Below are 18786 nucleotides of genomic sequence, written 5' to 3' on the forward strand. Positions count from 1 at the left end.
GGCTTGATCGCCAACGGGGGCTGGGTGCGGCGGCGTGTCGCAGTTCTCACTGCTCACTTAAGAGAAGGATTAGTTCTCTTTCTCAATTGACAATCATTATCATTCAGAATAATTTGTCGCTCGATGTGTAGGACGGCTCCGATATACCCGTCGTCCCACGACCCCATTTGCAGCAAGGTGATTTCCATGACGGAACAAGTATCCACAAGCAGGTGCGATTCACCGCTACTTCAGGCATTCGTGGACAATCGACTGATTCTGGTCAAGATTGCCGCCCGTATTACCGGCTGCCGATCCCGTGCCGAAGATGTGGTTCAGGATGCGTTCTTCCGCCTGCAATCGGCGCCGCAGATCACCTCCTCGATCAAGGCTCAGCTCAGTTACCTGTTCCAGATCGTGCGTAACCTGGCGATCGACCACTACCGCAAACAGGCGCTGGAGCAGAAGTATTCGGGGCCTGAAGAAGAAGGGCTGAACGTGGTGATTCAAGGCGCTTCGCCGGAAACCTCGCACATCAATTTTTCGACCCTGGAAAACATCGCCGACGCGCTGACGGAGCTGCCGAGCCGCACCCGCTACGCCTTCGAGATGTACCGCCTGCACGGCGTGCCGCAAAAGGACATCGCCAAGGAACTGGGTGTTTCGCCGACCCTGGTGAACTTCATGATTCGCGACGCGCTGGTGCATTGCCGCAAGGTGTCGGGCAGTCGCGCAGATACTTTCTCCCGCCGCTAAAAGCTTCGCGGGCAAGCCTCGCTCCTACAGTTCCAGCGTGAACCTTGTAGGAGCGAGGCTTGCCCGCGAAGACGGACTCAAGACCGCTACGAATCCTGAGCCCTATCCATCACGCCAACCCACACCGCTCAAAAAACCGCTCCCGCCCCAACACCATCAACGCCGCGCGCTTGTGCGGGAAGTCGAACTCTTTCTCGCAATGAAACCGCTGACCCTGCATGTACCCGATCATCTTCGCGTTGTCGGCTCGCGGCTCTGCAACCACCCGCCGGGTACGCGGATCGTCGAGAAACAGGTAATGCGTCAACGCCGATAACCAGCTCGCCACCTTGTGCGGACCGCGATGGTTTTCTTCGCCGACCAGCATGTGAATGCCACGGTCGTAATCATCGACATCGTAGAACGGCGCTATGCGGTCTTCCTTGGCCCAGTAGGCTTCGAAATAAGCAAACGGCTGGTCATCGAAACAGCCGATCAACGTCACGGTGTGGGGATCGGCGTCGAGTTTGCCCAGGTATTCGCGATGCTGTTCAAGGCTGCCCTCTTCCTGCCAGAAACTCGCCACCCGCGCACTGTTCTGCCAGCGATTGAACCGCGCCAGATCCAGGTCGATGTCCAGCGTACGCAGGGAAATCCACGCCCCCAGCCGCGCATCGAAACGTCGATAGACTTCACCGCGCGGTTTCACCGGACGCAATGGATGACGCTTGCCAGCGCTGATCACCATTTGCTGCGGGTAGCTGCTGGTCAGCGACGTCCCCAGCCAAGGCTGCGGCAACTGCCAGAACAGCGTGCGCTCGCAGCGATACTGGCCGGCGAGTTCGGTCGACACCAGCAACCCGCTGAGCAAGGCTTCGGCGGGAGCTTCATCGAGGTGCCAGGTCAGGCGCTGGCAAGCCGGGTCACGGGCAAACAGCCAATAACCGGCGGCCCACACGGCCTGAGTGTCGACGCGAGCCTCGACATGCACGTGCAACTCGGGCTCACGCGTCAGCCGCAAGGTAATCAGCGGTTGCGCGTCCAGGCTCAGGCTCAGGCGGTTTTCGGTTTCATCCGCGACAAGGCGGTTGCCTGTCGGCAAAGCCAGGGCAGTCAGGTCATTCAGATTGGGCATGGGTCGGGCTCACGATAATCGTCGACAGTTCAACGAAGTGACGTGAGCCAGTGGGGGAAATTTAAGGAAGGTCGGCAAAAACACCGCCCGGCGACGCGATCTCAGCTGCCGGGAACTGGCACGATGGCGATCTTGTAAGGATCGAAAATCCTCAGCATCTGGCCGTTGTCCCGCAACCCTTGCAGCAACTTGCCGAAGGCAACGCCACTGATGGGCGCCGTCGGACGGAGAATGGCGTAATGGTGATAGACCTGATCGATGCGCTCGGACACCAGCAACTGATCGGCGACCTTCTCGTTACGCAGCAGGTAATCGCTCAGGTAGGAGCGCGTCACCAGGGCAATGTCGGCGCGCCCGCGCAGCACCATCAGCAGGTTGCTGTCATGGGAATAGGTCAGCGTGGCGTTGTAGTTTTGCGCGAGAACCTTGGGGTCGGCATTGAAGTTGGCGAATTCGTAGTGATAGCCGCTGAACAGCGCCAGACGCTTGCCGGCAAGATCGGCGAAATAGTTCTGCTGACGATTGGGTATCCGTTGCGCGACAAAATTCTCGGCATCTTCCAGGCCCATGTCGACGCTGACGTGGGGAATGTCCTTCCAGCCCCAGTTCGGGTTCTCGAAGATGGCCATGTCCACCCGGCTCTGCTTGAAGTCACCGAAGCGTCGCGGAATGGATGTCGGCACGAGCACAAACTGGTAGTCGGTTTGCAGGGCATTAAGCGCCTCGACCAACTGCGGCAGCAGGCCAGTGTCGGCACCGGATTCAGGGCGTACGGTGTAGGGCGGAAAATGCGCGGCACCGACCCGCACCAGTTGCGCCGCCGGAGACGGTAATACCCAAAGCGCTGCAAGCGCCGCCAGAAAAAGCCGCGAGGCCGTCCGAATTGGCGAAGACATCAAAACAACCCACTCCCCAAAAAAGTACGCATCAATTCATTCAAGCTAGGCGGTTTCGGCCACTTAGCCAGTTTCCTGCGGTTCCGGGCAACACTATTGTTTTTCTTCGAGTACCAGAATCAACGCCTCATCGGCCAATTGATCGAGGTTCACGCTGCCATCCGGGCGATACCAGGTCGTGGTCCAGGACAGCGCACCGGTCAGAAAACGCCGGGTGATGAACACGTCCCCGCGGATGAATCCCGCGTCCTTGGCCTCCCCCAGCACCTGCAGCCAGAGGTCTTCATAGATGTCGCGCAACGCCAACACCTTCGCTTGTCCGTCTTCGGACAGCGAACGCCATTCGTACACCAACACCGCCATGGCCTCGCCGCTGCCGCCCATGATCGACTGCAACTCACAGCGAATCAGCGCCAGTACCCGTTCGCGCACGTTTTCGGCTTCGGCGATCGCCGCACGCATCAACGCGGTGTTGTAGCGAATGGTTTCCTCCATCACTGCCCGCAGGATCTCGTCCTTGCTTTTGAAGTGATGAAAAATGCTGCCCGACTGAATGCCCACCGCGCCGGCCAGATCACGCACGGTGGTGCGCTCATAGCCTTTGTTGCGGAACAGGTGAGCCGCCACTTGCAGCAGTTTGCCACGGGCGCTGTCCGGGTCGGTCAACTGGCCGTTGTCGACCAATTCGCGCATTACCCTCAGGGCTTTTTGCTCGTCCACCCGTTCTCTCCTACAGTCGTACTCACCGCTAAAACAGCGGGGTTGCGCGGGCAATTTAAGCTGACGAAGGCAACCAAGCAAGCGCTCGGGCAGAAGATATTTAAGTCGTTTACAAACCAAGCGCTTGCTTGGTAGTCTCGATACACGTCTGAGGGAGGTGGCTATGGAAAGGGCTGTGCCTGAAACTGTTCGCATCGGTTGCGCCAGCGCCTTCTGGGGCGACACCTCGACCGCCGCCGCGCAACTGGTGGAAGGCGGACGCCTGGATTACCTGGTGTTCGATTATCTGGCCGAGATCACGATGTCGATCATGGCCGGTGCGCGGATGAAAGATCCCCAGGCCGGCTACGCCAGCGACTTCATCGAAGTGCTCAGCCCGCTGCTCACGCAGCTCGCCGCACAGAACATCCGCGTCATCAGCAACGCCGGCGGCGTCAACCCGCAGGCCTGCGCCGCTGCCCTGCAAGCGGCCTGCGACAAGGCCGGCGTGGCGCTGAAAATCGCCGTGTTGCTGGGTGATGACCTGCAACCGCAGTTCAAACACCTGAGCACCCGCGGCCTTCACGAAATGTTCAGCGGCGCGCCCTTGCCGCCGATGTGCGTCTCCACCAACGCCTACCTCGGTGCGCCCGGCATCGTCGAAGCCTTGCGCCTGGGCGCGGACATCGTCATCACCGGGCGCGTGGTCGACAGCGCCGTGGTCAGCGCTGCACTGGTGCATGAATTCGGCTGGTCCTGGCACGACTACGACAAACTCGCGCAAGCCGCACTCGCCGGTCACATCATCGAATGCGGCGCCCAGTGCACCGGCGGCAACTTCACCGATTGGCGCGACGTGCCCGACTACGAACACATCGGTTTCCCCATCGTCGAAGTCAGCGCCGACAGCCAGTTCATCGTCAGCAAACCCGAAGGCTCCGGCGGTCTCGTCACGCCACTCACGGTCGGCGAGCAGATGCTCTATGAAATCGGCGACCCGCAGGCCTATCTGCTGCCCGATGTGATTTGCGATTTCACCCAGGTCAAACTTCAGCAACAAGGTAAGAACGCAGTTCAGGTACACGGCGCCAAAGGCTTGCCGCCCACCGATCAGTACAAGGTCAGCGCGACGTATCCGGACGGTTTCCGCTGCACCGCCAGTTGCCTGATCGCCGGGATCGATGCGGTGGACAAGGCGCGGCGTGTCAGCGAAGCGATCATCAGCAAGACCTCGGAAATCTTCAGTCAGCGCGGTTGGGCGCCCTACAGCGAAGTCAATATTGAACTGCTCGGCAGCGAGGCCACGTACGGTCCCCATGGCCAGCGTCAGGACAGCCGCGAAGTGGTGATCAAACTCGCCGTGCGCCACCCGGACAAACAGGCGCTGATCGTGTTCTCCCGGGAAATCGCCCAGGCCGCCACCGGCATGGCGCCGGGGTTGACCGGCATCGTCGGCGGACGGCCGACGGTGTATCCACTGATCCGGCTGTTCTCGTTCCTCATCGACAAATCCGCCTGCACGCTGGACATTGATCTCAATGGTCAACGTCATCCGTGCGCCCTGCCCGCCCTCGACGCGCTCACCACCGCGGACCTGCCGGTGCCGTACGACCCACCGAAACCCACCGGTCGCGCCGATGCCAGCGTGGCGCTGATCAAGCTCGCGGTCGCACGCTCGGGTGACAAGGGCAATCACAGCAACATCGGCGTCATGGCACGCGAGCGGGAGTACCTGCCGTGGATCGCCGAAGCCCTGACCCCGGAAGTGATGGTCGACTGGATGAGCCATGTGCTCGACCCGATTCACGGGCGCGTCGAGCGCTGGTACCTGCCCGCGACCCACAGCCTGAATTTCTTGCTGGAAAACGCCCTTGGCGGCGGTGGCGTGGCCAGTCTGCGGATCGATCCGCAAGGTAAAGCCTTCGCCCAACAACTGCTGGACATCCAGATTCCGGTGCCGCAGCGCATCGCCGACCAGGTCAACTAGAGGACTGCCGCCGTGGCCTACGATTCGATTTTCAAAGCTGATCTGTTTGCCGGCCAAAACATCATCGTCACCGGTGGCGGCAGCGGCATTGGTCGCTGCACCGCCCATGAACTGGCGGCCCTCGGCGCCCATGTGCTGTTGATCGGGCGCAATGCCGACAAACTGAAATCCGTGGTTGCCGAGATTACCGAGGATGGCGGCAAGGCCGATTGGCAGACCTGCGATATTCGCGACGAAGAAGCGGTCAAGCATCTGGTCAGCGAACTGATCCGCAAGCACGGTCCGATCCACGGACTGGTCAACAATGCCGGCGGCCAATTTCCCTCACCACTGGCCTCGATCAACCAGAAGGGTTTCGAAACCGTGATGCGCACCAACCTGGTGGGCGGTTTCCTGATGGCGCGCGAAGTCTTCAACCAGTCCATGAGCCAACACGGCGGCGCCATCGTCAACATGCTCGCCGACATGTGGAACGGCATGCCCGGCATGGGCCACTCGGGCGCGGCGCGCTCGGGCATGGATAACCTGACCAAGACCGCTGCGTTCGAATGGGGTTACGCCGGGGTGCGGGTCAATGCAGTGGCGCCGGGCTGGATCGCCTCCAGCGGCATGGACACTTACGAAGGTGCGTTCAAAGCGGTGATTCCGACCTTGCGCGAGCACGTGCCGCTGAAACGCATCGGCACCGAATCGGAAGTCAGCGCCGCGATCGTCTTCCTGCTCAGTCCGGCCGCAGCGTTTGTCAGTGGCAGCACCTTGCGTATCGACGGCGCCGCCAGCCTTGGCGGTCGGGCGTGGCCGATCCACAAGGCCAAGATCAGTGAGTCGTACAACGGTTTCCACCGCGCGTACTTGCCGGACGTGCTCAAGGACAAGGAATAAGTCATGCCGGTGATTCAGTCGCAAGTCGACCCGTTCAGCGACCAGTTTGCCCAGAACCGTGCAGCGATGCTGGCGGGGATCGAGCAAGTCCGTCAGCTCGAACAGAACCTGCTGAACAAAGCGGCCGAAGCCAAACCCAGGTTCGACAAGCGCGGGCAATTGCTGCCCCGCGAACGCCTCAATCTTCTGCTCGACCCGGGTGCGCCGTTCCTCGAACTGGCGAGCCTGGCCGGCTACAAATTGCATGACGACAAGGACGGCAGTTCGGCCGGCGGCGGTTTGATCGCCGGGATCGGTTACGTGTCCGGTGTGCGGGTTCTGGTCGTGGCGAACAACAGCGCGATCAAGGGCGGGACGATTTCCCCCAGCGGTTTGAAAAAGTCCCTGCGCCTGCAACAGATCGCCATGGAGAACAAACTGCCGGTGATCACCCTCGCCGAAAGCGGTGGCGCCAACCTCAATTACGCAGCGGAGATTTTCGTCGAAGGCGCGCGCAGTTTTGCCAATCAGGCGCGGATGTCGGCCATGGGGTTGCCGCAGATCACCGTGGTCCACGGCTCGGCCACGGCGGGCGGCGCTTATCAGCCAGGGCTCTCGGATTACACGGTAGTGGTGCGTGGCAAAGCCAAACTGTTTCTCGCCGGCCCACCGTTACTGAAAGCCGCGACCGGAGAAGTGGCGACCGACGAAGAACTGGGCGGTGCCGAGATGCACGCGCAAACCGCTGGCACCGCTGAATACCTGGCCGAGAACGATGCCGATGGCGTGCGCCTGGTGCGCGAGATTGTCAGCCTGTTGTCATGGAACGAGCAGCTGCAATGGTTGCCCGAACGGCAGTGGAAAGAACCCCTCTACCCTATCGACGAGCTGCTGGGACTGATCCCGGACGATCCGAAAAAGCCCTACGACGTGCGCGAAATCATTGCGCGGATTGCCGACGGTTCGAACTTCCTTGAGTTCAAGGGTGAATTCGATCAGCAAACCATTTGCGGCCATTTGCACATTCAGGGGCGCGCCTGCGGATTCATTGGCAACAACGGCCCGATCACCCCCAAAGGGGCGAGTAAAGCCGCGCAGTTCATCCAGCTCTGCGATCAGAGCCAGACGCCGCTGCTGTTCTTTCACAACACCACCGGGTTCATGGTCGGCACCGAGTCGGAACAGCAAGGCGTGATCAAGCACGGCGCGAAGATGATTCAGGCGGTGGCCAACGCCCGCATACCGAAACTGACCATCGTCGTCGGCGGTTCCTATGGCGCCGGCAACTACGCCATGTGCGGTCGCGGCCTCGACCCGCGCTTCATCTTCGCCTGGCCCAACAGCCGCACGGCGGTGATGGGCGGCGCGCAGGCCGGCAAGGTGCTGCGCATCGTCACCGAAGCCAAACAACTCAAGGACGGCCTGGTGCCCGACCCGAAAATGCTCGACATGCTGGAGCAGGTCACCGCACAGAAACTCGACAGCCAGTCCACCGCGCTTTATGGCAGCGCCAGTCTGTGGGACGACGGGCTCATCGATCCGCGGGACACCCGGACCCTGCTCGGTTACTTGCTGGACATCTGTCATGAGGCCGATGTGCGGCCGCTGCAAACCAACAGTTTTGGCGTAGCCCGGTTCTGAACCGGCCAGAGGAGAACAATAAAAATGATCTTCACCCAGGAACACGAAGCACTGCGCCGCACCGTACGTCAATTCGTCGAAAACGAAATCAACCCGCACGTCGAGGCATGGGAAAAGGCCGGGCGCTTTCCCATCCACGAAATCTTCCGCAAGGCCGGTGACCTGGGCCTGCTGGGAATTTCCAAACCGGAAAAATTCGGCGGCATGGGGCTCGACTACAGCTATTCGATTGTCGCCGCCGAGGAGTTCGGCACCATTCATTGCGGCGGCATTCCGATGTCCATCGGTGTGCAGACCGACATGTGCACTCCAGCGCTGGCGCGCTTCGGTTCCGATGAACTGCGTGAAGAGTTTCTGCGCCCTGCCATTACCGGCGAACAGGTCGGTTGCATCGGCGTTTCCGAAGTCGGCGCCGGTTCCGACGTGGCCGGGTTGAAAACCACCGCCCGCAAGGACGGCGACGACTACGTGATCAACGGCAGCAAGATGTGGATCACCAACTCGCCAAGCGCCGATTTCATTTGTCTGCTGGCCAACACCTCGGACGACAAACCGCACATCAACAAGTCGCTGATCATGGTGCCGATGAACACGCCGGGGATCAGCCTCAGTTCGCACCTGGACAAGCTCGGCATGCGCAGTTCGGAAACCGCCCAGGTGTTTTTCGACAACGTGCGCGTGCCGCAACGCAACCGCATCGGCCATGAAGGCGCGGGCTTCATGATGCAAATGCTGCAGTTTCAGGAAGAACGCCTGTTCGGCGCGGCGAACATGATCAAGGGCCTGGAATACTGCATCGACAGCACCATCGAGTATTGCAAGGAACGTAAAACCTTCGGCAATGCGCTGATCGACAATCAGGTCATCCACTTTCGCCTCGCCGAACTGCAAACCGAAATCGAATGCCTGCGGGCGCTGGTCTATCAGGCCACCGAGCAGTACATCAAAGGTCAGGACGTCACGCGTCTGGCGTCGATGGCCAAACTCAAGGCCGGGCGACTGGGCCGCGAAGTCAGCGACAGTTGCCTGCAATATTGGGGCGGCATGGGCTTCATGTGGGACAACCCCGTGGCCCGCGCTTACCGCGATGTTCGGCTGGTGTCGATTGGCGGCGGCGCCGACGAAATCATGCTGGGGATCATCTGCAAACTCATGGGCATCCTGCCGGGGAAAAAGAAATGAGCACCCTGCCGGATTGCCAGACGTTATTGCTCGAACCGCATAACGGCGTGCTGCACATCACCCTCAACCGCCCGGAAAGCCGCAACGCCATGAGCCTGCTGATGGTCGCCGAACTGCGCGCGGTGCTGTTGGCCGTGCGCGATGACCGTGCGATTCGGGCCCTGGTGATCGGCGGTGCCGGTGGGCATTTCTGTGCCGGTGGCGACATCAAGGACATGGCCAACGCCCGTGCTCAAGGCGCGAACGCCTACCGTGATCTGAACCGTGCGTTCGGCGCGCTGCTGCAAGAGGTGCAACACGCGCCGCAAGTGGTGATCACCGTGTTGCAAGGCGCAGTGCTTGGCGGCGGTTTGGGTCTGGCCTGCGTCAGCGATGTCGCCCTGGCGGATCATCAGGCGCAATTCGGGTTGCCGGAAACCAGCCTCGGCGTGCTGCCCGCGCAGATCGCGCCGTTTGTGGTCCAGCGCATCGGTTTGACTCAGGCCCGGCGCCTGGCGCTGACGGCGGCGCGGTTCGATGGCAACCAGGCGCGGCGCATGGGGCTGGTGCATTTTGTCGAACATGACGCGCAAGCCCTGGCCGAGCGTCTCGGTGAAGTTCTGGCCCACGTGCTGTGCTGCGCGCCGGGGGCCAATGCGACGACCAAAAAACTGTTGCTGGCGAGTGCCGGGCAACCGTCGGATGCGTTGCTGGATGAAGCGGCCGAGTGGTTCAGCGAAGCGGTGACCGGGGCTGAAGGCGTCGAGGGCACGATGGCCTTCGTGCAGAAGCGTAAACCGGGGTGGGCAATTTAAAAGCTTCGCGGGCAAGCCTCGCTCCTACAAGGTTTTTGGTGCCCCCTGTAGGAGCGAGGCTTGCCCGCGAAGAGGCCATCACTTCCACCGCAAATACGAAGGGAATATCCCAATGCCCGCCCTGAAAAAAATCCTGATCGCCAACCGCGGTGAAATCGCCTGCCGCATCCAGCGCACGGCCCAATCCTTGGGCTACCGCACCGTCGCCGTGTTCAGCGACGCAGATGCGGATGCCTTGCACGTACAAATCGCCGACGAAGCCGTCAACATCGGCCCGGCCCCGGTCCAGCAGTCGTACCTGAACATCCCGGCCATCCTCGACGCCGCCCGCCGCACCGGTGCCGATTCGATCCACCCCGGCTACGGCTTCCTCTCGGAAAATGCCGAATTCGCCCGCGCCTGCCAGCACGCCGGCCTCACTTTCATCGGCCCCAGCCCCGAAGCCATCGAACTGATGGGCAGCAAACGCCTGTCGAAACTCGCCATGCTCGACGCCGGCGTGCCCTGCATCAAAGGCTATCAAGGCACCGGGCAGGACGACGCGACCCTGAGCCGCGAAGCCGAACGCATCGGCTTTCCGCTGATGATCAAGGCCAGTGCCGGCGGTGGCGGGCGCGGCATGCGCCTGGTGCACGATGCAGGGGATTTGCTCGCACAGATTCGCACCGCGCGCTCCGAGGCATTGAACGGGTTTGGCAGCGACGAACTGATCCTCGAACAAGCGCTGATCGATCCGCGTCACGTTGAGGTTCAGCTGTTCGGCGACCAACACGGCAACCTGATCTACCTCGGCGAACGCGACTGTTCGATCCAGCGCCGCCATCAGAAAGTCATCGAAGAAGCACCCTGCCCGGTCATGACCGCCGAACTGCGCCAGGCCATGGGGGAAGCGGCGCTCAAGGCCGGTCGCGCAGTGAATTATGTGGGCGCTGGCACTGTGGAGTTTCTGCTGGACGCGCACGGGCAGTTCTACTTTCTGGAAATGAACACGCGGTTGCAGGTGGAACACCCGGTGACTGAATTGATCACCGGCCTCGATCTGGTGGCCTGGCAGTTGCACGTCGCCGAAGGACTACCGCTGCCATTGCGCCAGGAACAGGTGCAACTCAACGGCCACGCCATGGAAGTGCGGCTGTATGCCGAAGACCCGACCCAAGGGTTCCTCCCGCAGACCGGGCGCATCACCACCTGGGAACCGGCCTTGCAGAGTGGAGCGCGGATCGACCATGGGTTGATCGAAGGTCAACACGTCAGCCCGTTCTATGACCCGATGCTGGGCAAGATCATCGCCCACGGCGCTACCCGTGAAGAAGCCCGGCGCAAGTTGCTGCGCGCGGTGCAAGACAGTGTGCTGCTGGGCTTGCCGAGCAATCAGCGCTTGCTTGCCAGCCTGCTGGAACATCCACGCTTCATCAGTGGCGAGTTCAGCACCGGGTTCATCCCGACGCATTTCGCCGACCATCCTTGTTTGCATCCGCATAACCCGAGTGCTGAAGAACTGGCGATTGCGGCGGCGCTGTTTTATCAGGCTTCGGCGCAGGCTCATCCCGCCGCGCTGGCCGGCTGGCGCAACAACGCCAGTGTGCCGCTGCACTATCGCATCGGCCTGGAGGATCGAGACTGGCCGGTGCAGTTGAACGCGGTACCAGGTGAACCGTACCGGATTGAAGTCGCCGCACAGGCCTTCGAACTGAACGTCATCCAGTGCGACGGACGCTGGGCCACCCTGGACATCAACGGCATCCGCCAGCGTCATGCCTATCGTCTGGAGGCCGGACAACTCTGGCTGTTCACCCGCCCCGGCAGCCTGCGCCTGGAGGATCGCACGCAAGCGCTGGTCAGCGGCCAGGCCAGCGTCAGCTCCGGCACGCTCAAGGCGCCGATGGACGGCGCAATCGTCGACGTGCTGGTCGCACAAGGCAGCCCGGTCAGTAAAGGCCAACTGCTGGTGGTGCTGGAAGCGATGAAAATGGAGCATCCGCTCAAGTCCGGCATCGACGGCGTGCTCAAACGCTTGCAGGTCAAGGTCGGCGATCAGGTAAAAAATCGTCAGATTTTGTTGGAGGTCGAATAAGCCGCTAGGCGGATCCGTCGGGTTTGGCTACGCTCAAGCCCTATCAGGATGCGGATACCGGGAACCCTTCAATGCCTCACTGGCTGGTGATCGATCTGGAAGCCACCACCGATGAAGGTGGCTGGCCAGTTACGGAAATGGAAATCATCGAAATCGGCGCCACGCTGGTGGACCGCCAAGGGCGTGAGCAGGACCATTTCCAGCGCTTCGTGCGACCGCTGCGACGGCCCCTGCTCACGCCGTTTTGTCGCGAGCTGACTCGCATCACCCAGGCGAATATCGACAGCGCACAGGCGCTGACCGAGGTCTGGCCGGTCTTCGAGCGCTGGCTCGGCCAACATCATTCGCGGCTGGAAGGCTGGGCCAGTTGGGGCGATTACGATCGCAGGCAACTGCTTCAGGAGTGGGAGCGCTTGCAACTCGATAGCGAACTGAGTCGCGTGCCGCACATGAACCTCAAGCAGCGCTTTGCCAAGGCCCGACGGCTGGAACGCCCGCTGGGGCTCAACGGCGCCCTGCAACTGGCCGGCATGCAGTTCACCGGCCAGCAGCACCGGGCACTTGAAGATGCGCGCAATACAGCGCGTCTGTTACCGCTGATTCTCCCGCTCTAGAGAGGTGACGGCGCCAAGGGCCTTGTGCATACTGGCCGGCCCTTTTTAGCCCTTTTCGAGGAATCGCCCATGTTTAAAGTCAACGAGTACTTCGACGGCACCGTCAAGTCGATCGCCTTTGGCACCGCTGAAGGTCCGGCGACCATTGGCGTCATGGCTCCGGGCGAATACGAATTCGGCACCAGCCAGCGTGAAATCATGCACGTGGTGACCGGCGCCCTGACCGTCAAACTGCCAGACAGCAGCGACTGGGAAACCTTCGCCGCCGGCAGCCAGTTCAACGTGCCAGCCAACAGCAAATTCCAGCTGAAAGTGGCCGTCGACACCGCTTACCTGTGCGAATACCGCGGCTAAAACCCCGGGTTTTCACAGCGCAAAAAAAATGCCCGTGTCCTTGGACACGGGCATTTTTCATTCAGGGTCGCTTATTCCAGGATTGTGACCGGCATGCCGACTTCGAGCTGGCCGTTGCCGTCATTGACCAGATTCTGGCCAAACATCGCACCGTCTTCCTGGGCACGATATTTCTGCAAGGTCGCGAGCGGTTCACGGTCATCGCTGCGTTCGCCGGTCTGCGGATCGATGGTGGTCAGAATGCAGCGCGAACACGGCTTGACCACACGAAACTCGACATCGCCGATACGAATACGCTTCCAGCCGTCCTCGGCATACGCCTCGCTGCCCTCGATCACCAGATTCGGTCGAAAACGCAGCATCTCCAACGAACGCCCGACCTTTTGCGACAGATCCTCAAGGGACGCCTGCCCGATCAGCAGCAACGGGAAGCCATCGGCGAAGGCCACCTGATCGTCGTCCTTGCCATAACCGGCCTGAGTGGTCCGAGCGCGATCAACCGGCACCTGCACCAGGCGAGTCGGCTTGCCAATGAATCTGCTGACCCAGGCCCCCGCCTCGTCACCGGCATCAGGCACACGCAAGGTGTCGCGCCAGATGGTCACGCCACGCAACTCAGCGTCGCTGGCAGGCAAGGCAATATCAATTGGCGTGTGGCCGGGAGCGCTGAGGGTCAAACCGCCCTGGGCATTCCACAACGCCGACAGCTGACTCATCTGCGCCACCGCACGCTGGGTCAGGAAGCGCCCGCTGGCCTCGTCCACCAGCATCCAGCGTCGATCCCCGTCCAGCCCCAGTTTGTCGAGACTGACCTGTTGCAGGATCTCGCCCTTGCCGGATTTCAACGGATAACGATAAAGCGCGCTCAGACGCAGCATGACCAGCTCCCTGGAGGACAAAAATGCCACCCTATACGAGCTTGATCGCCGAATCAAAGACTGCGAACTGGATTACCAACCCTGTGGGAGCGAGCAGGCTCGTTCCCACAGGAAACTGTATCGTGATCAGGCAGGCACTTCGTCGAGCATCAGGCGCTGACGCACCACATCGACCAATTTGTCCGGCTGGAATTTGGAGAGGAAGTTGTCACAACCAACCTTCTTGACCATCGAGTCGTTGAAACTGCCGGACAACGAGGTGTGCAGAACCACGTAGAGGCCGCGCAGACGCGGATCGTTACGGATCTCGGTGGTCAGGCGATAGCCGTCCATTTCCGGCATCTCGGCGTCGGTGAAGATCATCAGCAATTTGTCGGTCATGTTAACGCCGGTATCCGCCCAGCCCTTGAGCATGTTCAGCGCTTTCAAGCCATCGCTGGCGATGTGCATCTTCACGCCCAACTGGCCGAGGGTGTCGCGCAACTGCGAGAGCGCCACGTTGGAGTCGTCCACCAGCAGCACTTCACGGCCACGGGCGCGCTCCAGTATTGGATCGTCGAGTTTGTCGCGGGACACCTTGGCGTTGTACGGAACGATTTCGGCGAGGACTTTCTCGACGTCGATAATCTCCACCAACTGATCATCGACCTTGCTGATGGCAGTCAGGTAATGCTGACGGCCGGCGCTGGTCGGCGGCGGCAGAATGGCTTCCCAGTTCATGTTGACGATGCGGTCCACACCGCCAACCAGGAAAGCCTGCACGGAGCGGTTATACTCGGTGACGATGATCGTGCTGGTAGGGCTCGGCACCAGCGGACGCATGCCGATGGCCTGGGACAGGTCGATCACCGGCAGCGTCTGGCCACGCAGGTTGACCACGCCGCAGACGAACGGATGGCGCTGGGGCATCAGGGTCAGTTTCGGCAGTTGCAGCACTTCCTGCACTTTGAAAACGTTGATCGCGAACAATTGCCGCCCAGCCAGGCGGAACATGAGAATTTCCAGGCGATTCTCACCCACCAGTTGCGTGCGTTGGTCTACCGTGTCGAGAATGCCGGCCATCAATGACTCCTGGTACTTGTTCTGATGAATTCACTAAAGAGGGTTATCGGCTGTTTTTTCAGGACCTTGACCCCGATGCAAAATGCCATGCTCAGGCATTGATGTCACATTAACATCATGCTTTACTGGCGCCATCACTTCATCTGCTTCACTCCCTGCGGCGCGACCCTGTTTCGTCCATTAGGTTCCCGTGCGTAAGGGATTCCCCTAGTAACAATCAGGCCCAACCTGATATTCGCAATATCCAATAGCCATTAATGTGACGCCATTCTCATTGCATGAACGGAGTCAGGCTTTTGTGTGCGATCGCAGGTCAGTGGCCATCCACCCTCTTGAACTCCTCCGCCTGCAGACAGCCCGGCTGGAGCGCGATCTCACGGCGGCACGGCAACGCCATGGCGCAGATCATTCTCGCTGACACACACGACATTCCCTCACTTGACATGACGTTGTGGAGATAAGCATGCCGAACGACCGTAACGAGTGGGCCAAGCGGTTCCCGGAGTTTCTCGCCGAAGCTGAAACACTCCTGGCCAAATCCGAGGAGTGCCTGAGTCATTTGCAACTGATCAGCAATGACAAGGACGCCATCGAATGCATGCTCAGCACCCTGCTCAAGCTGGCCAACAAGGCCGATGCCCTCGCCCTGGTCGCCGTTTCGGAGTTTTCGCTGCACATTCATGGCCTGCTGAACCATGCCCAAAACCACGTCGACCTGCATGCTCAGGCGCTGGATGCGTTGAAAGACTGCTTCACATTGATGGCCTGGCAACTCGAACTGATCGATCAGACCACCGGCCAACTCAGCCTCGACGACAGTGAACAAACCTCATTGATCGAAGCCTTTGCCTACCAGGTCGGGCAAAACCAGTTTCAGCCACCGGTTAATTCCAAACCGTTCCGGCTCGTTTCCTTTACGGAACGGCAGGCTTAATTTCACCCGATAATTACTCCGTGGTTTGTATTCATATTGCCAAGATGTCACTCTGTAACTTGATCACGCTCATGTCGCAATTGAATATTTCATGCCTGTCAACGACAGCCCGATACAAGTAACTATTCCCTTCCTGCCGATAAACTTTTCCATTGTGGAACTATCGTCCAAAACCTTTATTTCCTGACTCTATAGACATATATACCGAACGCGACCAACGGTATGTTAAGTGGTATTATGCCGACCATTAGTTGACGTCAATTAATGGCAGAGTGACTCAGACAGAGACCCGTCAGTCCATTAGACCGGTCTGCCCGCAGCGAACATCCATTGGCTCCATCCGTTATGTACGCCAGCCTCAAGTCAATCACCATGTGGCCCCCCTCCCGAGTAAACGCGCGTCGGTTCACGCTTTTGTTGTGTACCTGCTCGGCGCTCGGCAGCCTGCTGATCTATGGCCTGTCCACACGCTTGCCGTTAAGTCTGCTGCTGCTCAATATTGCAGCGCTGACGTGCGTCTGGGTGCAGCATCGCCTGTCGCGCAAGTCGATAAAGTTCGAGCCTCAAGAGCTCGCCGACCGTTTATTGAAGGTTCAGGAGAACGAACGCCACCGGCTCAGTCGTGAACTGCATGACGATATTGGCCAGTTATTGACCGCGGCAAAACTTCAAAGTGATTGGCTCAGACGCCGAATGCCCGAAGAACTGCAAGAGCAATGCGCGGCGCTCTGCGACACGCTGGAAGAAACCCTGACCAAAGTGCGTGACGTATCGGCCATCCTCAACCCCAGACAGTTGACCAGCCTGGGGCTGGAAGCCAGTCTGCGTGCACATTTGCTCAAGACACTGGGCAATACGACGGTGAACTGGAGCCTGGAATGCCATTCACGCTTGACCGGCATCCCCGAAGAAATGGCGGTGGCCGCCTTTCGAATCACCCAGGAAGCGGTGACCAACATACTGCGCCACGCCGAGGCGAAAAATCTGTTGGTCCGCCTGCAACGCCAGCCTCAAGGCTTGACGCTGTTGATCAGCGACGACGGCCTGGGTTTCGCGCCGGCGACGGATCCGGGTCGTGAGGGCCAGCGCGGAATGGCCGGAATGTCGGAACGTATCGATCAACTGGGCGGTACATTGACCGTCACCAGCGAACCGGGCAAAGGTACTCAAATCGAAGCTCTCTTCCCCTGGGCGCCACGTGCGCTCGAACGGGCCAGTACGAATAAGGTTATGCGTTGACTTGTAACTTACTTCTGGTGGATGACCACTCGCTTATCAGGGCTGGCGTGCGCGCTCTGGTGCTGGATATTCCCGGCTACGCCGTCATCGGCGAGGCCAATGACGGCTCGCAGCTGCTCGAAATGGTCGAGCATCTGTCCCCGGACATCGTGCTGCTGGATATTTCCATGAAGGAAACCGGTGGCCTTGAAGCCTTGCAGCGCCTCAAGCGCGTGCGCCCGCAAAGCAAGGTGCTGATTCTGTCGATGCACACCGACCCGGCGCTCATCATGCAGGCACTGGAATCCGGTGCCCACGGTTACCTGCTCAAGGACACCACGGCCACCGAACTCGAACATGCCCTGGAAGCCCTGCGCAACAACGAACGCTACCTGAGCCCGGCCATCGCCCATACGGTTATCAACCAGGCGCTGACCCGCAACCAGAAACATCAGCCGGAACCCGCGGACTCGCACAACCTGACGGCACGTCAGCTGGAAATCCTGCGGCTGATTGTTCGCGGAAAATCCACCCGGGAAATCGCCAATGGCCTTGGTTTGAGTATCAAGACGGTCGAAACCCACCGCTCGCAAATCATGAAGCGCTTGCAGATTTACGACGTGGCAGGCCTGGTGCTGTTCGCCGTGCGCGAACAGATCATCAGTCTGGACGACTGATCATTGCCGGAACGCTCAGCAGCGGCGAGTCCTCGGGCAAATGCACCCGCAGTGCTGCCGGGCGCGCCGAGAAACGCAAGCTGTCGCCTTCCAGTGGTTCACCATCGAGATTGATGTAAAGACCTTCCGAGACCTTGATCTCGACCCATGGCAGACGGGCGCGCACAAACATGCTGTCGATACCGAAGCCGTCGGAGAGCAAACTTTTCAACGTACCCACCACTTCCTGCGGTGCAGGCAGAATACTGATATCCAGCAGACCGTCATCCGCCAGCGCCTGTGGGCACAGTACGTGACCACCGCCCGCCTGGCGGCCATTGCCGATGCCCAGTGCCAGCAGCTCGCCACTCCACTGAAAATCCGGGCCATGCAGCTCGCCATAGGCCGCATGCAACTCGCTGAAACGTGACAACCCCGTGAACAGGTAGGCCGCACCTCCAAGCACTTTCTTTAATTCCTCTGAGGTATTGGCCGTGACCTGACTGCCGAAGCCGCCCGTGGCCATATTCAGAAACACCTGCCCGCCGACCTCTCCCAGGTCGATGGCACACGGCTCAGTTTCCAGAAGATTCAAGGCTTGGGCGGGTTCCAGAGGCACACCGGCAGCGCGCGCGAAATCGTTGGCGGTTCCCAACGGCATCAGCACCAGACTGGCCTGCGTCGACTGTGCAGCCATGGCTTCGGCAATATCACGCAACGTTCCGTCACCGCCCCCAGCGATGATCTGCCTGTAGCCCGCCGCCAGAGCCTCATCCACCAGGCGTCGTGCGTCGCCGGCCTCCCAGGTCAATCGAACAGCCAACTCCCAACCTTGTGCGCGCCTGCCCTCGACCGCCGCACGAACCTCCTCGTTGAGCGCCTGCTTGCCATGCAGAATCAACAGTGCCTTGCGTTCGCTCATTGTGATCACCCCCATGTTTGCATTCCGTATGGGAGATGTTGACCGCGATGCGCACCATAAAAGTCGCAGGAAACCGAATTATTTCAAGGAGTCCGGGATTGAGGTCCTACAAGGCGGGATTTTTTCTTACAAAACCTGAGGAATCGGCTCAATTGACCCACCCGT

Annotated in this window: 18 protein-coding genes; 12 read left to right on the forward strand and 6 right to left on the reverse strand. The window is 60.2% G+C overall.

Translation table 11 applies throughout. From position 1 onward, the window contains the following. The first annotated feature begins 186 nt into the window (after nt 1-186). On the forward strand, nt 187-735 hold the full coding sequence (locus KGA97_RS07680; RefSeq protein WP_008030278.1) for an RNA polymerase factor sigma-70: 549 nt from the start codon (nt 187-189) through the stop codon (nt 733-735). 109 nt (nt 736-844) lie between these two features. Here the strand turns inward: KGA97_RS07680 and KGA97_RS07685 are convergent, their stop codons facing one another. The 3 genes from KGA97_RS07685 to KGA97_RS07695 all read right to left on the reverse strand — a co-directional run bounded on the left by KGA97_RS07685 (nt 845) and on the right by KGA97_RS07695 (nt 3465). Next, the gene (locus tag KGA97_RS07685) at nt 845-1849 is read right to left on the reverse strand and encodes a GNAT family N-acetyltransferase (RefSeq protein ID WP_008044443.1); all 1005 of its coding nucleotides are present in this window, start codon (nt 1847-1849) and stop codon (nt 845-847) included. Between the two features lie 101 nt (nt 1850-1950). Next, nucleotides 1951-2745, reverse strand: a complete 795-nt coding sequence (locus tag KGA97_RS07690) for a substrate-binding periplasmic protein (protein ID WP_223480526.1) — start codon at nt 2743-2745, stop codon at nt 1951-1953. Nucleotides 2746-2838: 93 nt separating this feature from the next. Continuing rightward, nucleotides 2839-3465, reverse strand: coding sequence for a TetR/AcrR family transcriptional regulator (locus KGA97_RS07695; RefSeq protein ID WP_008030281.1), 627 nt, complete (start codon nt 3463-3465; stop codon nt 2839-2841). Nucleotides 3466-3640: 175 nt separating this feature from the next. On the opposite strand from KGA97_RS07695, the gene KGA97_RS07700 reads away from it, so the two are divergent. From KGA97_RS07700 to KGA97_RS07735, 8 genes are all read left to right on the forward strand, one after another. Continuing rightward, nucleotides 3641-5431 carry an acyclic terpene utilization AtuA family protein gene (locus KGA97_RS07700; protein ID WP_223480527.1) on the forward strand — a complete coding sequence of 597 codons (1791 nt, stop codon included), beginning with the start codon at nt 3641-3643 and terminating at the stop codon, nt 5429-5431. A 12-nt stretch (nt 5432-5443) separates the two neighbouring features. Further along, on the forward strand, nt 5444-6313 hold the full coding sequence (locus KGA97_RS07705; RefSeq protein WP_008030284.1) for an SDR family oxidoreductase: 870 nt from the start codon (nt 5444-5446) through the stop codon (nt 6311-6313). A gap of 3 nt (nt 6314-6316) precedes the next feature. After that, on the forward strand, nt 6317-7933 hold the full coding sequence (gene atuC, locus KGA97_RS07710) for a geranyl-CoA carboxylase subunit beta (RefSeq protein ID WP_223480528.1): 1617 nt from the start codon (nt 6317-6319) through the stop codon (nt 7931-7933). A 24-nt stretch (nt 7934-7957) separates the two neighbouring features. Then, on the forward strand, nt 7958-9115 hold the full coding sequence (gene atuD / locus KGA97_RS07715) for a citronellyl-CoA dehydrogenase (RefSeq protein ID WP_008044426.1): 1158 nt from the start codon (nt 7958-7960) through the stop codon (nt 9113-9115). Further along, nucleotides 9112-9909, forward strand: coding sequence for an enoyl-CoA hydratase/isomerase family protein (locus tag KGA97_RS07720; protein WP_223480529.1), 798 nt, complete (start codon nt 9112-9114; stop codon nt 9907-9909). The genes atuD and KGA97_RS07720 overlap by 4 nt, the downstream gene beginning before the upstream one ends. 112 nt (nt 9910-10021) lie before the next feature. Further along, on the forward strand, nt 10022-11983 hold the full coding sequence (locus tag KGA97_RS07725; RefSeq protein WP_223480530.1) for an acetyl/propionyl/methylcrotonyl-CoA carboxylase subunit alpha: 1962 nt from the start codon (nt 10022-10024) through the stop codon (nt 11981-11983). Nucleotides 11984-12054: 71 nt separating this feature from the next. Next, entirely contained in the window at nt 12055-12597 is a 543-nt protein-coding gene (locus tag KGA97_RS07730; RefSeq protein ID WP_223480531.1) for an exonuclease domain-containing protein, read from the forward strand. A gap of 69 nt (nt 12598-12666) precedes the next feature. Next, nucleotides 12667-12951: a pyrimidine/purine nucleoside phosphorylase gene (locus KGA97_RS07735; RefSeq protein ID WP_054614024.1), complete on the forward strand. Its 285-nt coding sequence runs from the start codon at nt 12667-12669 to the stop codon at nt 12949-12951. A 71-nt stretch (nt 12952-13022) separates the two neighbouring features. Here KGA97_RS07735 and KGA97_RS07740 read toward each other — a convergent pair whose 3' ends face one another. After that, nucleotides 13023-13829, reverse strand: coding sequence for an MOSC domain-containing protein (locus tag KGA97_RS07740; protein ID WP_223480532.1), 807 nt, complete (start codon nt 13827-13829; stop codon nt 13023-13025). Between the two features lie 126 nt (nt 13830-13955). Next, on the reverse strand, nt 13956-14891 hold the full coding sequence (locus KGA97_RS07745; protein ID WP_008044401.1) for a chemotaxis protein CheV: 936 nt from the start codon (nt 14889-14891) through the stop codon (nt 13956-13958). A gap of 463 nt (nt 14892-15354) precedes the next feature. On the opposite strand from KGA97_RS07745, the gene KGA97_RS07750 reads away from it, so the two are divergent. The 3 genes from KGA97_RS07750 to KGA97_RS07760 all read left to right on the forward strand — a co-directional run bounded on the left by KGA97_RS07750 (nt 15355) and on the right by KGA97_RS07760 (nt 17720). Beyond that, nucleotides 15355-15825, forward strand: a complete 471-nt coding sequence (locus KGA97_RS07750) for a hypothetical protein (protein WP_008030299.1) — start codon at nt 15355-15357, stop codon at nt 15823-15825. A gap of 345 nt (nt 15826-16170) precedes the next feature. Then, entirely contained in the window at nt 16171-17064 is an 894-nt protein-coding gene (locus KGA97_RS07755) for a sensor histidine kinase (protein ID WP_008030303.1), read from the forward strand. Beyond that, the gene (locus KGA97_RS07760; protein WP_032828800.1) at nt 17061-17720 is read left to right on the forward strand and encodes a response regulator transcription factor; all 660 of its coding nucleotides are present in this window, start codon (nt 17061-17063) and stop codon (nt 17718-17720) included. The genes KGA97_RS07755 and KGA97_RS07760 overlap by 4 nt, the downstream gene beginning before the upstream one ends. Here KGA97_RS07760 and yegS read toward each other — a convergent pair. Next, nucleotides 17704-18621, reverse strand: a complete 918-nt coding sequence (gene yegS / locus KGA97_RS07765; RefSeq protein ID WP_032832873.1) for a lipid kinase YegS — start codon at nt 18619-18621, stop codon at nt 17704-17706. The two genes, KGA97_RS07760 and yegS, sit on opposite strands and share 17 nt — an antisense overlap. Between the last annotated feature and the right edge of the window lie 165 nt (nt 18622-18786).

The organism is Pseudomonas sp. BF-B-15 (assembly GCF_019946675.1).
In the GTDB taxonomy this organism is placed as follows: Bacteria; Pseudomonadota; Gammaproteobacteria; order Pseudomonadales; family Pseudomonadaceae; genus Aquipseudomonas; species Aquipseudomonas migulae.

Bases quoted from the DNA above. Each gene is read 5' to 3' on its own strand.
- KGA97_RS07680 (WP_008030278.1), top strand. From the start codon at position 187: ATGACGGAACAAGTATCCACAAGCAGGTGCGATTCACCGCTACTTCAG.
- KGA97_RS07685 (WP_008044443.1), bottom strand. From the start codon at position 1,849: ATGCCCAATCTGAATGACCTGACTGCCCTGGCTTTGCCGACAGGCAAC.
- KGA97_RS07690 (WP_223480526.1), bottom strand. From the start codon at position 2,745: ATGTCTTCGCCAATTCGGACGGCCTCGCGGCTTTTTCTGGCGGCGCTT.
- atuC (WP_223480528.1), top strand. From the start codon at position 6,317: ATGCCGGTGATTCAGTCGCAAGTCGACCCGTTCAGCGACCAGTTTGCC.
- atuD (WP_008044426.1), top strand. From the start codon at position 7,958: ATGATCTTCACCCAGGAACACGAAGCACTGCGCCGCACCGTACGTCAA.
- KGA97_RS07720 (WP_223480529.1), top strand. From the start codon at position 9,112: ATGAGCACCCTGCCGGATTGCCAGACGTTATTGCTCGAACCGCATAAC.
- KGA97_RS07725 (WP_223480530.1), top strand. From the start codon at position 10,022: ATGCCCGCCCTGAAAAAAATCCTGATCGCCAACCGCGGTGAAATCGCC.
- KGA97_RS07730 (WP_223480531.1), top strand. From the start codon at position 12,055: ATGCCTCACTGGCTGGTGATCGATCTGGAAGCCACCACCGATGAAGGT.
- KGA97_RS07735 (WP_054614024.1), top strand. From the start codon at position 12,667: ATGTTTAAAGTCAACGAGTACTTCGACGGCACCGTCAAGTCGATCGCC.
- KGA97_RS07740 (WP_223480532.1), bottom strand. From the start codon at position 13,829: ATGCTGCGTCTGAGCGCGCTTTATCGTTATCCGTTGAAATCCGGCAAG.
- KGA97_RS07745 (WP_008044401.1), bottom strand. From the start codon at position 14,891: ATGGCCGGCATTCTCGACACGGTAGACCAACGCACGCAACTGGTGGGT.
- KGA97_RS07750 (WP_008030299.1), top strand. From the start codon at position 15,355: ATGCCGAACGACCGTAACGAGTGGGCCAAGCGGTTCCCGGAGTTTCTC.
- KGA97_RS07755 (WP_008030303.1), top strand. From the start codon at position 16,171: ATGTACGCCAGCCTCAAGTCAATCACCATGTGGCCCCCCTCCCGAGTA.
- yegS (WP_032832873.1), bottom strand. From the start codon at position 18,621: ATGAGCGAACGCAAGGCACTGTTGATTCTGCATGGCAAGCAGGCGCTC.